The sequence below is a fragment of the Psychrobacter sp. UBA2769 genome (assembly GCF_002352555.1).
GTDB lineage: Bacteria > Pseudomonadota > Gammaproteobacteria > Pseudomonadales > Moraxellaceae > Psychrobacter > Psychrobacter maritimus.
Genome location: NZ_DEIR01000021.1, coordinates 23,100 through 38,961 on the forward strand (window position 1 = coordinate 23,100; position 15,862 = coordinate 38,961).

The 15,862-nt window shown below is 35.8% G+C and carries 12 protein-coding genes; all 12 read right to left on the bottom strand.

The annotated features are described in order from the left end of the window. Positions 1-99: 99 nt before the first annotated feature. Complete coding sequence (locus B3Q63_RS10290; protein WP_296176313.1) at positions 100-1,254, bottom strand: glycosyltransferase family 4 protein; 1,155 nt, start codon at positions 1,252-1,254, stop codon at positions 100-102. 200 nt (positions 1,255-1,454) lie between these two features. Then, positions 1,455-2,651: a hypothetical protein gene (locus B3Q63_RS10295; RefSeq protein ID WP_296176316.1), complete on the bottom strand. Its 1,197-nt coding sequence runs from the start codon at positions 2,649-2,651 to the stop codon at positions 1,455-1,457. 229 nt (positions 2,652-2,880) lie between these two features. Further along, a complete protein-coding gene (gene asnB / locus B3Q63_RS10300; protein ID WP_296176318.1) occupies positions 2,881-4,839 on the bottom strand; it encodes an asparagine synthase (glutamine-hydrolyzing) in 1,959 nt (652 codons plus the stop codon). 2 nt (positions 4,840-4,841) lie between these two features. Further along, positions 4,842-5,924 (bottom strand): glycosyltransferase family 4 protein, encoded by a 1,083-nt coding sequence (locus B3Q63_RS10305; RefSeq protein ID WP_296176319.1) that lies wholly within the window; start codon positions 5,922-5,924, stop codon positions 4,842-4,844. A 62-nt stretch (positions 5,925-5,986) separates the two neighbouring features. Next, complete coding sequence (locus B3Q63_RS10310; RefSeq protein ID WP_296176321.1) at positions 5,987-7,174, bottom strand: glycosyltransferase; 1,188 nt, start codon at positions 7,172-7,174, stop codon at positions 5,987-5,989. 507 nt (positions 7,175-7,681) lie between these two features. After that, on the bottom strand, positions 7,682-8,824 hold the full coding sequence (locus B3Q63_RS10315; protein ID WP_296176323.1) for a glycosyltransferase family 4 protein: 1,143 nt from the start codon (positions 8,822-8,824) through the stop codon (positions 7,682-7,684). Between the two features lie 30 nt (positions 8,825-8,854). Continuing rightward, complete coding sequence (locus B3Q63_RS10320) at positions 8,855-9,832, bottom strand: polysaccharide deacetylase family protein (RefSeq protein ID WP_296176325.1); 978 nt, start codon at positions 9,830-9,832, stop codon at positions 8,855-8,857. A gap of 153 nt (positions 9,833-9,985) precedes the next feature. Next, positions 9,986-11,857 (bottom strand): asparagine synthase (glutamine-hydrolyzing), encoded by a 1,872-nt coding sequence (asnB, locus tag B3Q63_RS10325; RefSeq protein WP_296176327.1) that lies wholly within the window; start codon positions 11,855-11,857, stop codon positions 9,986-9,988. Then, complete coding sequence (locus B3Q63_RS10330; RefSeq protein ID WP_296176329.1) at positions 11,857-12,942, bottom strand: glycosyltransferase; 1,086 nt, start codon at positions 12,940-12,942, stop codon at positions 11,857-11,859. Before B3Q63_RS10330 ends, asnB (B3Q63_RS10325) begins: the two co-directional genes overlap by 1 nt. Before the next feature lie 143 nt (positions 12,943-13,085). Continuing rightward, on the bottom strand, positions 13,086-13,985 hold the full coding sequence (locus B3Q63_RS10335) for a glycosyltransferase family 52 (RefSeq protein WP_296176331.1): 900 nt from the start codon (positions 13,983-13,985) through the stop codon (positions 13,086-13,088). 148 nt (positions 13,986-14,133) lie between these two features. Continuing rightward, the gene (gene pseI / locus B3Q63_RS10340; RefSeq protein WP_296176333.1) at positions 14,134-15,225 is read right to left on the bottom strand and encodes a pseudaminic acid synthase; all 1,092 of its coding nucleotides are present in this window, start codon (positions 15,223-15,225) and stop codon (positions 14,134-14,136) included. Continuing rightward, on the bottom strand, positions 15,215-15,862 hold the full coding sequence (locus B3Q63_RS10345; protein WP_296176334.1) for a formyltransferase family protein: 648 nt from the start codon (positions 15,860-15,862) through the stop codon (positions 15,215-15,217). Before B3Q63_RS10345 ends, pseI begins: the two co-directional genes overlap by 11 nt.

The following is a 15,862-nucleotide window of genomic DNA, read 5'->3' on the forward strand; positions in this document are numbered from 1 at the left end:
ACAAACGAATATATAAGGTAAAGTAACTTCCAAGATAAAAATAATTAGACTATGTATTTCCTAAAACGATGACTAAGAGATATATTTCGATATAAAAATCTAACCTAAACCCATCTCCACTATCATATGAGCGTTTACCTTTTTAACGTCATACTTATCGACCGCAATACCTCTAGAGGCCGACCCCATTTGCTCATAAAGATTGGGATGCTCTATAAACTGACGCATGGCATCTATTAACTCATCAATGGCTTGGACGGGAACTAAATAACCATTTATACCATTGGTCACCGGCTCCCTACACCCTGGAGCATCCGTCGTAATAATAGCTCGTCCCATTGACATAGCCTCTAACACAGAGCGTGATGTGCCCTCGCGATAAGACGGCAATACATAGACTGAGCTGGCCGCTATGGCAGGTCGAACGTCTCTAAGCTGACCCCAATAGATGATGTCGCCATCTGCTATCCATTGATCTAACTGTGCTTGCTCAATGGCTGCTGGGTTTTCATCTATCGAGCCTACTAGATGAAATTCAGCATCAGAATATTCTCTCTTTATCTGTTTAGATGCTTCAACATATTCCACTATTCCTTTATCTTTGAGCAGTCTAGCAATTAACAAAAAGGATGGCTTGACGCCCCCTGACTCATTCCTAGGTAATGGAGATACATTGAAATCATTTAAATCCACCCCTGAGCCGTTCACCACTACTGTGGGAATGATTGGTTGAACTATATTTAGTTTTCTTAATAAATTTAAGTCATCGTTATTTTGAAAAAACACCTTAGAAGACTTTGCTAATGCTTGTTGGTAAAGCGCATGTACAAATTTTTGAAAAATGCTACGTTTGTTGGTCTCTTCTACTTGCTGAAAGGTATAACCTAATCCTGATATCAACACAAAACGATAGGGTACTTTGGCCAACCATGCTGCTAATGTTCCATACACCACAGGCTTTACAGTGTAAGAGAGTACATATTCTGGTTTGATTTTATTTAATATCTGATAACTATGAAAAAAGGTCTTTATATCTTTAACTGGGTTAGTTCCAGTTCTTTGCATAGCAATCTGATGAACATGATATCCACGACCTATAAGCTCATTATGGTCTGCAGCATATTTCTCTAAATCAGGAGAAACGACATGTATCTCATATCCTAATTGAGCAATGCACTCCAAAAGCTTGCCTCTAAAATTCAATACATGAGGCAAATAGTTAGAAAATATTAGAAACCTTTTTCTCTTAGGCATAATTTCTCAGCTTAATTATTTAAATCGTATAAAGAGAATAGCCATGAATAGCATTATTAATACTGCAAACTAAAATTCGACTCAAAGTATATTTATATATTCACATATATAAATATACTATAGGTAGTTTTTATACTAATTACAATAGAAAGACATAAATAATTTATATTTATACCTTTGAGAGAGGTGGTTAAGAATTTTTACTGATTGATTTTAGGAAGTGGGTTCTTATTTGGAAGTTCTTTATTAGGAAGTTTCTCATTGGGAAATAACGTGCGAATTTCGCAGTCAGCACATACGAACAGTACATATATCATAACGAATGGATATCTATAACGAACAGCTGTCCCATAGTTGAATACAACTAAGCCATATACAGACATGGATAAAGCTATAAATAACAACCAAAAAGCGAGCTTATCAGGACTTTTCATCCAAGCTTTACGTGTTATCAGAAACAAAATAGCAAGTATAAATAAATTTTCAAATGACTGAATTAAAGGTAAAACGCCGCTCGCTTCCCATATAAATGGTTTAGACAAAAAGTAAATACCCGACGTCAAACCTTCAACGACAAACTCGCCTACTCCAGAAATAAGCATGATTTCTTCAGCTTTACCTCCATCTTCTACAAACATAGCCGCCCTAAAATGATTAATTTGAGGGATCGCTATCGGAGCAGAAAGAAGCAATCCAGCTAGGCTTATCAGGCTAATTGTCACGGCTTTTGCTAACCCCATACCCTTTTTGGCCACATTAAAAATAAAATACATTAGAACAATAGGACCTAAAATAAAAAAGTTCTGGAATTTAATTAGGTATAAAGGAATAATAAATAAAATACTTTTAAGTATCTTAGACTCACGGGCATAGACAACAGTTAACACCATAAAAAATAGAATGAGAGTTTCTCGCAAGCTTAGCGCTGTGTATAGAGCCATGCTGGGAAACAACAGATAAAACCATATTGATACTTTTGTAAAAATATTTTTGACATACAAAACGAAGAATAAAACGATATAGAGAAAAGTATTATAAAATCCTAAACTAATAGGAGAGACTGGGGCTGGAAATGGTAACAGTGCAAGCATAGCACTGGCTTGAAAGACATTATCACCACCTGTAAATGCTTCAATCAAACCCAGTTCTCCAGATCTTATCGCATTCACGCCCTCCCAGTATCTAAACTGGTCTGGCATATAAGACGTACTGAACAAAAAATCATTTAAGAAAAATGGAATTAGACAATGCAACCCCAATACTATTTGATAATTAGATGGAACTCTGAACTTGTATCCGACAGTAACAATTAGCAACAGACATATCAGCAGACTAGGTAACTCAAAAAGTCTGATACCTAAAAATCCATACGTATAAATCCAACTTAGGTCTGACATTAGTTTGTCTCTATATTTTTAATAAAAGATTAAAATTACATGTCTGTTTCGGCTACTATCGAGGGACTGTTGTGATTAGCATATTGGGGCATTATTCTAATTTAACCTACTGGCTTGGTAGGACTACGTTTTAAAAGGTGTCTTGCTGATTGTAGTCTAATAATTGTATATATTCAAAAAAATAAATATAATCATAATTTTGCTGCTCATATAAATCATTCCATATAAATCACTGGGTCTCAAGCCAAGCTTGGAACATTAATATATTCCAGAGTTGATCTTGATGATTATATTTACCACTCAGGTGTTCTGTCCACATCATACGTATGGGTGCGGGATAGAAATAACCTTGCTGCAGTAATAGCTTTTCATCTAATAATGCTTCAGCCCAATCCCGTAATGAGCCTCGTAACCAATCGTGTAAAGGTAGGCTAAACCCCATTTTAGGTCGTTCAATCAATTGGCGAGGGACATGACGAAATAGTACCTGCTTCAGCAACCACTTACCTTCCCCATGACGTATTTTGTACTCTAATGGCATTTTCCAGGCTAATTCAACAATACGATGATCGAGCATCGGCACTCGCGTCTCTAAGCTATTAGCCATAGCAGCGCGATCAACCTTTACCAAAATATCATCAGTCATATAAGTCTGTGCGTCCATAGCCATCATCGCATGTTGAAAGCTATCTGTCTGCGGCCAACAATTTATGTCACTTATCAACGTACTAGGTTCTTTTGCACCTATGACTAACGTCTCAGGCTGCTGCCAATGACTGGTCAATGACTGGTAAAAATCCTGTTCACTATCAATATTTAGCACACCTGCTAGCTTGTGAGCCTTATCACCAGGGGCACTCAACCGTAATTTTTTAGGGAGAATAGGATTAAGCGTTGTGAACATAGCATCCCAGCTCTTGGGTGCGAAAGCAGTCAGTGTCGTCGACGCCAATCTTCTTATCGGTCTAGGCAGTTTACGATTTTTATTCCAAACTTGCTGAGCCATGAGGTAGCGATTGTAGCCTCCAAATAGCTCATCACCCCCGTCACCACTTAAGGCGACCGTCACATGCTCACTTGCTAACTGACTGACTAAAAAGGTCGGGATTTGTGAGCTATCTGAAAATGGCTCACAGTATATAGATGATAACTTCGGTATCACTGATAAAGCATCTTTAGGGGTTATATAAAGCTCAGTATGTTCGGTACCAATGTGCTTAGCCACAGCTTTTGCATGTGTTGCTTCGTTATATGCCTCATCCTCAAAACCAATAGTAAACGTCTTAATTGGCCGCTCGCTTTGCGCCTGCATTAGTGCAACTACTGTACTGCTATCTATACCACCGCTTAAAAAAGCACCAAGTGGAACGTCTGATTGCATTTGACTGCCAATACTCTCTACAAGTGCTGATTCTAAAATATCAACTGCTTGCTCTGGACTGCCCGTAAAAGGGTTTTTTAGCCCTGATTCAACTACCGTATTAAAACGCCAGTAGGCCTTGGGTACCGCTATTTTAGCTGTTTCCAATTCTGCTAAAGGTAATTGTAACCAATAACCAGGTCGCAACTTTTTAATGCCTTGATAAATACTATAAGGAGCAGGGATGCAGTTGTGACGCAACAGTAAAGTGATTGCATCACGATCAATGTCTGCTTTAAATGTCGGGTGCGCTTTCAAAGCTTTTAATTCAGAACTAAAGAACAAACTATCGCCCTGCCAACCCCAATATAAAGGTTTTTCACCCATCCTATCCTTAGCTAGAGTCAGGAGTTTTGTTTGCTTATCCCATAGAGCAATGGCAAACATACCTACCATAGCTTGTAGTGTTTTCTCTATACCCCAAGCTACGAAACAAGCGAGCATAGTCTCGGTATCTGAATGACCTCTCCATTCGAGTAAGAAGCCTTCTTGATTAAGCTGTTGACGTAGTTGCAGATGGTTATATATCTCACCATTAAATACAACCACATATCGTCCACACACAGAATGCATCGGCTGTGCGCCTGCAGGCGACAGCTCTAGAATGGCTAAACGCCGATGACCAAGCGCTAAGCCAATAGTTTCATCCAACCAACTATCGCCAGCATCCGGACCTCTATGATAAAGAGCATCATTCATCTTTAGTATTGCAGTAGTAGCAGAGTAACTACTAGTATGTACATTAAAAAAACCATTCAAACCACACATAATTAAAATGCACCTTTCTTTACGATGGAGTTGAATATACGTGCTAAAACAGGGGCCTGAACTTGTAGTGAATAAATACTATCAATAGCAGCTCTACCAGAAACACCAAATGTCTCACACCGAATAGAAGAGCGTAATAATTTATCTAAACATATGTACCATTGTTCATTATTTTCAGCTAGGTAGCCACTTTTACTGTTATTTACTATACTAGGATTTACGCCTACAGGACTAGCAACGACAGGTATGCCACAAGCCATATACTGAATAAGCTTATAACCACATTTCCCTTTTTCCCAAGGTCCATCAACTAAGGGCATAATACCTATATCCATTTTTCTAATAAAACTGGCTTCAGTTAACTCATCCCATGGAACAACATCCACTTTCATCCCTGGAAGTTTATCAACAATACCTTTAGTAGCTCCCACTAAAAGTAAACGAGTATGATATTTCCTGCTAATCATAGTCAATGATTCTTTGATATCAAGAATGTATTTTTCAGTAGACGGAGACCCTATCCAACCAATTACCTTTTCATTAACTTCTTCATTCGCCTCTACTTTGTATCGAGATCCGTCTACTACTGTGGGAACCCATTCTATATATTTAGCACCAGAATTTTTTGCATATTCAATTAGATACGCGTTTCCAACAACTACACAGCTAGATTTCTGCATAACAGTGTCAATCTTTTTTGATAAGAACATACGTATAAATGGGTTGCTTGAGAGATTATATCGATGAAAAACTGCATCATCATAATCGACTATATAATCTTTCTTTAAAAAAGATAGGAACCGTTCAGCAGATGCTGGTAAATAAGGAAATATTTCATATTCAATCCAAATTAGATCATAGCGGTATGCTGTTATCAATGTTATCAAACGTTTCAAATAATACTTAGTAATTGCTGCTTTAGAACGACTTCCATTGTTGTAAAGATTTTTAAGATAGGCTTCATCGAATAAACTTTGTACAGTAAACTCAAAACCACTTTCCTTAAGCAAAGGTAGAAACTGTAGTGTTCTTAAGCGAGAGCTTGCACCAATGCGTGGATATTTTGTCAATAGCAATACCTTCATTTATACAACCTCATTCGCGAGTATGATAGAAAACAAGAATTTTGCTTAAGTCTTTACTTTCATTAAATTAACTCTCTATATATTTTACGATATTTCTCAGCCCCTTTATCAGCAGAGAAATACTCTTCGGCAGCATCCCTACAGCGCCTACTCAGGTCTTTATCTTGATAAAGGGTATCCAATTTTTCTAATGTTTCATTAATAGATTCCTGACTACCATCCTCTATGACTATGCCTACTTGATACTTTTCGATAAGGCTAGCCATATCGCCAACACCTCGATTGCCAATAACGGGAATACCACAAGCCAAAAATTCTCCCATCCGAGTCGGGGCCGATCCTAACTTACTTATACCTGCAGTAAAATACAGTAGTCCTGCTTTCATATCAGCAATAGTTTTTGCAATATCACTGGGGCTTGAATTCATAATCTCTAATTTAGAATGCTCTATCCCATACTTTTTAGCCATTTCACGTAGCGACTGCTCTGAGTCACGTGTAACAATCTTGAAAGTCGCATTTTTATTTTTTTGCAACTGAGACTTTAATGATAAAAACAACCAATCTAGGTGATACCAGCCACTGATTACTGTACCCATGGTACCAAGTTTTTTATCCTCAATTTCTGTGCTGTTCAAATTAAAGTTCTCTAAATCAACACAAGTGGTAATGACAGAAAATTTCTGGCTATTTAACTGCGGCTGTTGGGCTTGTAAATACTCAACCGCCGCTTCGGTAAGGCTAACTATATGAGCGGCATCCTTGAGTAGCCTAGCCTCCAGCCAAGCCAAGACTCGATGAACAACGCCATGTCGAACTAGCCTACCCGCATCAATCATCTCCTCTGGCCATAAAGCACGCATATCGAAAATAAAAGGTACTTTAGTTTGCTTGCCTACAAGCCACGCTGCTATCGCAGGTATATAACTACGACAATGTACATGTTGCGCCCTACCAGAATGTGAAAGTACCCAAGTGTGATAAAGTAACGATGATAGATCCCATAGCGTGGCTATTAATCGAGGCTTATGATGGTAGGATTTAGGATGCCAGTCAATGCCATAGCGTTCACACTCTTCTTTTAAAGCCTTCACATCATCCGTCTTAGATAAATCCACAACCTTCTCAAAACTTACAATAGTAAATTGGTATTCATCAGACAGACGCGACAGATAAGCCAGTATTTGAGAACGACCTAGAGGTTCTAATAATCCAGTATAAGATAGATATAGTACTTTTTTTCTATTCATTCTTTTTTAGTCTCTCAGGATATATTATATTTAAATTGGTTTATGATTTTTTATACCGAAAAATCAGTTGCTCAACTCTCATGTCAGATTTACAATCTGTAGATACTATTGACAATTCACATTGCTTGACTCTAATAATTACATTACCAAAGCCCTCATAATCAGAGGATAAAACAAAAAATTTAATTTATTATAATATTTTCTGACTCACTATCTTTTACTTAAATATCGATCGAATTATAAGTAACATCAAACTCAACACTAGAAAGTCCTGAAAGCTACCTAATCTTAACTTCAATTTAATTCATGCTGTTATCAATGCTAGATAATGCTTGTTTGTAAAAGTCTATTGAGTAAGGCATGTTTTATTCAGTTAATGGCTTTGGTCTATATATTGTATCTATTTTATAGGAATTAAACTATAGAGACGAAGCATTATGGTTTTTGGCTAGAGTTCTTTAAAGAATGCCATGCATGATTTAAAGAACTCTTAATTAGCAGACGTACTTATCCAAAACCTTCAAATAAATTTTTCCACTTAGGCATTATCTTTTCAAGCTGATACCTATTGGCTCTCTCTTTACTTTTTAGGCTAATTTTTTTTCGTTGCTCACCATCTCTCATTAATTCAGTCAATGATAAAGCGAGGTTGTTAACATCGTTTTTAGGAACTAAAATAGAACCTGAGTCTTTCAGAATTTCTGATGGACCAGTATCACAGTCAAAGCTAACAATAGGAAGACCAAAAGCCAATGCTTCAATTAAAACAACCCCAAAACCCTCAAAACGAGAACTCAAACAAAATATCTCAGCCTGCTGATAATACTTACTCACATTATTAGTAGCGCCAACCAATTTAACACTATCAGTTAAGTAGTTTTTTTCGATAAACTCAGTTAGTGTGTCCCTATCCTCACCCTCACCAACTATTTTTAATGTCCAATCAGGCATGATTTTATTTACCTGAACCCAAGCCTCAAGCAACATATCAAATCCCTTTTGAGGTGTTAGACGACCAACAGCTAATACAATTTTTGTATCTTCTTTTTTAATGTATTCTTGAACAGAAAACGGGCAAGGATTGTCTATCGACGTTATTTGCGATTGATGAATAGTACTTTTTAACCAGTTATCTTTATCTCTTTCAGTCAAAGTAACGACTGCATCACAATATTGTGCAGCCCGCCTCCTAAGTTTGGATCTCTTTTTTCCTTGATTAACATTAAAATTGAAATGCTCCCAACATATATGCTTAACGGGTAAGCCCAAAACTGCAGGTAAAGTAAATTCGACACAGCCTATATCTACTGCTATTACTACATTAGTTCGTTCATTTCTTAAAACTTTTCTTAGCTTATAAATTATTTTAGGCTTGTCACTTAATTTATTTCTTATTCTAAAAATAGTGTTATAAAAGTTTTTTATATCATAAGCACTAACAGGCTGACGACCTAGATTAGAGCCCGAGAAATCTATTAGTGGGATTATTTTGATATCTTTATTTATAGGAAAGAAAGGTTTATCACATGGTCCAATGCTGGCTAATACTATTTCATAGCCCGTTTCAGATAGACTGTTAGCAACCATAGAACATACTCGCTCAGTTCCAGCGCCATTGTTAAGACCACCAATAACTAATAAAATTTTCACAAGACCTCTTTACATATAGTTGACTCGTTTTTAAGAAAGTAAAGCGCTGCTGCCATTAGCTAACAAAACCCTTCTACCAAATGACTTATATTTCACCTCATTCATACTACTTACATCGAATGTAAATCTATTAAAAATGCCACTAGTAGCATCACTATACTTATTACCTACCAATAAAACATTTTGAAAACCGTAGTGTTTAGCAAGAATTATCTGCTCAGCCAAAGCACTGCCATTTGGAAAACAATAAATATTACAATCAAAAAGTAGGTTTTCTAAAAAATAATTCTTACATTTTTTTAAGTCGGTTAAAAAATACTCTTCACTCTGATTTTCCATTGATAAATGCTCAAAGGAGTGCGCACCAATTTCATGTATCGAAGATAATTGCATGACATCTTTTTTAGTCATTACTGAAGCACAAAGAAACTCTGGATATTTTAATAGAAATTCTAATAATTTAGCTCTACAAGATATAAATTCAATTTCAGGAAGATACTTAATAAGAAAAGATGCTTTTGCACCTAATTTATATCGGTCAATAGTAGTAGTATCTATTTCTAAAGGTATTTTTTTTAGAAGTTCAATAGGCGCCTTTCCAATAAAGTCCTGTAGCAGAACATTTACAGGGGGTAAACCTGTTTCTATACAGTAAGGAATTATATTTTGATTTACTCTAACATTATGTTTTTCTAATATAGGCACTGCGTAATCTATAAAATCCTTATAACCATCGTCAAACGATAGTATTAATTTAGGCTTCTTTGCTTTTATTTTTTCAAAATCACTAAATAAACAAATATGGAATTCTTTCTTTAGATAAATAATTATTTTATCAAAAAATGATGGGCATATCGCTTTATAAGCACTACCCGTATCAGGTGACACTCTATGCAAGTTAAGAACTGTTACTATGTTATTTCTAACCAACATTTTTTTTCTAGATTCCAATCTAGTCTGTTTTGCCAATATAGAAAACACAATCTTTTTGAATAATTCATTTCTCATCAACCCATCACCTTTTATTATTTATAAAGAAATCTATGATTATTGTATATAGCTTTAAAAATGGTTCTTAAAAAAATAGATTGAGGTCATCTAATAATTATATAAAAAAAATATCCATATCGATATCTTAACAACTATTAGTTAACACGAAATCTATCTATTGCATTTATTAGAATTTATGTTTTCTGAAAACCACATTTGAAACATTAATAAGACCCAAATCTTATTATCATCATTTTTTTCTGCATAAAACAACTCTAACAACCTTGATACATAGTCATAATTAAAAACGTTATACTCGTTGATCAACTCTTCACTTAAGTATTGATCTAAAAGATATTTAAGATCCTGACGGAGCCAAGAATTTATTGGTATACCAAAACCTTGTTTTTCTCTAATAAATAGACATTCTGGCATATATCGTGCTAAAACCTCTTTTAGTATCTTTTTATTCTTCTTGTGCAAAATGGGTATGCTAGCAGCGAACTCGATTATTTTATGATCAAGAAAAGGCTCTCGGCCCTCCAAAGAGGTACTCATTGTTGACCTATCTACCTTAACCATTAAATCATCGGGTAGATAACCTTTAAAATCTAAAATCATCATTTTTTCTAAGTTCGATGTGACAGCAGCAGTCTCTTCAGAAAAATAATACTCTTCTTTTATTAATCTTTTAATCTCATCTTTTGTGAAAATAGAATTTGAAACCTTGAAGCTATTAACTATATCTTCGTGATCTAGCATATTTTTAAGCTTGATAATTTTTCTATATAATTTTTCATTGGCTCTATTCAGCATAAATATAGGAATAGGAATTAAGTTTAAAAGTTTGTTTGTCATTTTTTTGAATGGAATTTTAGATAAAGTCCGAAATCTTTCTTCCATAAGCGCATAGCTTGTATATCCGCAGAACAACTCATCACCGCCATCACCAGACAGCACTACAGATACTTTTTGCTTTGCAAGCTCAGATACTAAGGTAGTGGGTATAGCCGAGCTGTCTGCAAACGGCTCATCAAATATACTTGGCAATTTTTTTATAATAGCTAAGGCATCTTCTTTTTTACAAATAAGTTCGGTATGATTCGTACCTAAATATTCTGCAATATCTTTAGCATAGTTAGATTCATCGAAGCTTTTATCTTCAAACCCAATAGTAAAAGTATTTATAGGTATCTTGCTATCTTTTTGAACAATAGCTGCTACTAAAGAGCTGTCTATTCCACCACTAAGAAAAACACCTACCGGAACATCTGCTATCATTCGTAAGTTAAAGGCCTCTTTTACAATAGATTCTAGCTCATCTACAACATTATCTGTCGCAACCTGATTCTCATAAAAATCATTAATATTCCAGTAGCACTTTTTTATCAGACTTTTTGATTCAATATCGTATTTCAAATAATGTCCAGGAAGAAGCTTTTGAGTATTTTTAAGTATGGTTTTTGGAGCGTGAATATAACCAAACTGAAGATAAGAAGATACAGCTTCTAAATCTATATCTTTATTGAAATCAGGATAATTCATAAGAGGTTTTAATTCACTTGAAAACATAAATGCATTATCTGTTAAAGAATAATATAAAGGTTTTACACCTACACGGTCGCGGAAAATTATAATCTCTTGTTGTTCAGAGTTGTAAATTGCAAATGCAAACATACCTCTAAACTTATCAACGCAATGTATTCCCCATAAATGATAGGATTTTAAAATCACTTCTGTGTCAGTGTTGGAGTCGAATGAGTAACCATTTAGTATTAGTTCCTGTCGTATCTCCTTGAAATTGTAAACCTCTCCGTTATATACAAGAGCCAGGTGTTCGTAGAACATAGGCTGATGGCCATTAGAACTGATGTCTATTATTGAAAGCCTTCTGTGACCTAGAAATATAGAACACGAATCTAAAGAAAAAACCTCTAAACCCTCATCATCTGGGCCACGGTGTTTCAAGCTATTTAACATCTCCCTAAATAAGCTCGTATTTATACTCTTTTTATAGTCAACAACTCCTAATAATCCACACATTATTTAAAAGCCTCGATATATTGTTTCGCAATTTTATCCACTGAAAAATCAGCCGCACGACTCTTTAAAATATTTTTATCATGTTTACCATTAATAGATTTACACATAGCTTTAGCTAAAGCGCTAACATCACCAACTGGCACTAATATTCCATATTTTCCATTTTCGAGAATCTCTTTTGGTCCTGACTTACAGTCGGTAGAAACAACTGGGGTACCAACACTCATTGCTTCAATCAATACGTTACCAAAGCCTTCGCAGTTAGATGAAAGAACTAATAAGTCAGAGGCGGCCAACCATGCAGAAGGTTTTCTACTAAAGCCTGCAAAGTTAACTCGTTCAGCTATCTCTAACTTTACGGCTAAAGCTTTTAATTCAGTTAATAAATCGCCCTTTCCTAGTATAGTTAGATAAGCATCTTCTTTTGTAAGAAGAAGGGAAAATGCTTCTAGCAGCGATGGGTAATCTTTTTCCTTTTTCAAAGCACCAACAGCGATTATTTTTTTACCACTATGACTTTTCCAATTCCTATAGCCTTCCTCTTCTGTACAAAGATCTGTATTAATTTCTACAGGATTAGATATAACGGTAATACTTTTGCGTTTTAGCCCACCTAGGCCACACAAATCGTCAGCGACACCATCAGATACTGCAACTATCGCATTAGCAAAAGGATAGACTAAGCTTAAACTATATTTAAAAAACCTGCGCATTGATCTTTTTTGCATCAAAGGAGCTTGAGAAAAGGTTGTATGATCTGAGACTACAACCGAGCCAGATAGTTTCGCCGATTTAAATGCGACAACTGCTAATAATGTCAAAGGCCACATGGATGCTAATACCACATCCGGCTTTTCACTTTTAAAATATTTTAATAAAGGCTTAAACACATAACGTATGCGATCTGCTTTTAAGTCTACGATTCGAATTTGGCTGTTTAGCTCTGATAAGAATTCTCCCTGAGCTTTACTCAAGACCATATCAACTTTAAAACCTTGTTTAATAAACTCGTTAGCTAGTAAAAGGGCTACCTTTTCTGCACCGCCACACCGAAGGTCTGGTAAAAAAAACGCAATTTTTTTCATTATTATCTAGCCTCTTTTAAGCAGATTCTTTCTAAAATTCTTGTTACGTATTTTTCTTCATACTCATGGAAATACTTTCTATAACTCGTATAATTTCACATATTGAAACAGCCTATAAAAAACCCCCTATTTAATACCATTAATCAAAATTCAGAAAGCAAGTCAATAAACCTAATATGCTTATTACTTTTTAAGGAATAAGAGACTGTTGTGTCAATATGGTATACTGTTAATTCGTTATTATTAGCGCTTTGTATATACTTTAGTACTGCTTCTGCAGGGCTATGTAATTTAACTGCTTTCGAATGTTCTAACCAATGCTCTTCACGCGGATGCATTATATACAACCCTACATCCTCAATGATTTTCATTATATTTTCTTTAAGCTTTACTTGCTGTTTAATACTAAAATCCTGAAAGGCGGTTCCTAATAAAATAGTATCAGTATTTGTCGCCAAATTTTCTAAGTCTCTACTGTCTAAAAGCTCACTCCAATCCCAATCAAGATTGACTACTCTATTTTTTTCTACAATGTTTTCTAAATCAGGGAAAACGGTATAATGACGCTTGGTTCTATCTCTTAGATATTTAGCTCCTCCATTAGGGAAAACCATTTTAGAAATAAATCCTTTAATTCCTTTTCTAGCGAGAGCTGTCTCATCAAAATACTTTGAAGACTTAATTACATTATATGAGCCATCATCGAATGTATTAACCTCTAAACTAGGAAAAAATCTATTTGAAAGCGCGAAAGGATAGCTATCAACTACCGCTAAAAATACTTTACCTTTAGTTATAAATGCCATTAACTGTGCTAAAGCAAACTTTGTAAAGTTGACCGAAATTTTACTACTGCAAAATACATTTATAGTAAAAAAGGCATTCTTCCTGATTCTTTTATAAGTAGTATAATATTCAGAGTCATCTTCATACTTATTATCAAGATAACAAAATACTAAGATATATTTACTTATATTCTCTACATTTATTATTTTTTCAACAATTAAAGACTGTAGTCTCGTTCTTACGATAAACACATCCATCTTATACACTCCAACACATTCAATCGTTCGACCGTCTTAAATATAAATACCGTATTGCAATCTATTAAAATATTAGTTATTAGTTACTTTTCCAAGGCCATGAAAATTATTTAAAATTAAAGAAAATATGAATACATATGCTCATAAGCTATATAAAGAAACACTCATTATTTTTATGGTCTTCAAAAAACCCTTCTACATTATCGCCAGTAATAGCCGTGTTGGCATTAACGTTTCGCATTACCTTTTTACCTATAATGTTAGCTAGATACTTTGGCGCCAATCCAAATCCAGGACGCACACTGCGTACAGAATCTTCAGTGATGGTATCGCCTTCTGCCATATCTTTTACAAAATACAATGAGCGCCGAAACTTAGTGTTGGTTTTTTCGCTGGCTTTTCGGCTGTAATCTACCTGCCCTAGCGCCTGCCAAGCTGTTTTGGTATCACGGCATAAGGCGGCCAAATCTGCAGGCTCTAATGAAAAACTGTCATCTGGTCCACCACCATTACGATCAAGGGTGAAGTGCTTCTCGATGATAGAGGCTCCAAGGGCGACACTTGTGATTGCTGTGGTATTATCAAGAGTGTGATCAGATAAGCCTGTGACCAAACCAAACCGCTCTATCATATCTACAATAGTACGCAGGTTATAATCTGCAGCTGGCGCAGGATAACCACTGACACAGTGCAAAATAGCAAGCTCATTACAACCGCCTACACGTGCAGCATCTATCGCTTCTTCTATCTCCTCAGCACTGGCCATACCTGTAGATATAATCATCGGCTTGCCAGTGCTAGCAACGTATTCAATCAATGCTAAGTCAACTGCTTCAAAAGAAGCTATTTTGTATGCAGGTGCTCCTAGATCCTCGAGTAGATCTACAGCGGTGCTGTCAAAAGGGGAGCTAAATATAGTAATACCTAGTTGACGAGCATAATCGAACAGTGGCTTATGCCAGTCCCAAGGGGTATGAGCCCACTCGTACAAATCATATAAAGTACGTCCAGCCCATAAACCCTCTGAAATTTGAAAATCCGGCAAGTCTGACTTTAAAGTAATCGTATCAGGCCTGTACGTTTGCATTTTAATGGCGTCAGCACCGGCGCGTTTGGCCTCTTCTATAATACGCAGAGCCACATCAAGTTGACCATTATGGTTTGCCGACATCTCAGCAATGATATAAGGAGCTTGATTACGACCTATGATGCGACCATCAATATGAATATTATTTGTCATCTACCTTCTCCAAAATAATCTTATATCTCTCTCCATACATCTCTATATGCGCAGGAAATCGATCAGGATCACAGACTCGAATTTTATCAAACTGACTCTCAATACTTTTAGAGGGATCAATTGCACTATCATCTGGTGTCCGCCTTGGATAATACGTCGGTTTTATATTTGGATCTTGTGGCTTAGGTGAGACACTCTTAAAGTTACTAACCGCAAAATCTATCAACTCAATCTCTTTTTCAAATAACTGAGCATTAATTTCATTCCATAGGGCATGTTTGGGCACTTGAAAATTTAATTGTTTCCATATTCTTCCGCTATCTAACTCATCATTAGCTTCTAGCAGTGTCAGAGTTATCTCCTCTTTACCTTCTATAATGCTCCATATATGTGGGCTCCAGCCCCTACCTTTAGGTAAGTCACTGGCATGCAGTACCAAGCAGCTAATATAAGCCTTGCGCTCTTGGCTACTTATAATCTCTGTACAGGAAATGAGAAATAATATGTCACCTCCAGACAGATCCTTTTTCTGACGTACTAGCTCTATCTCATGTTTGCTATTGTTCTTTTTTATCCATGCATATAGATAGTCGTTGACAGGGTGTCTAGGATTACTACATAAGAAGCTGATTTTCAT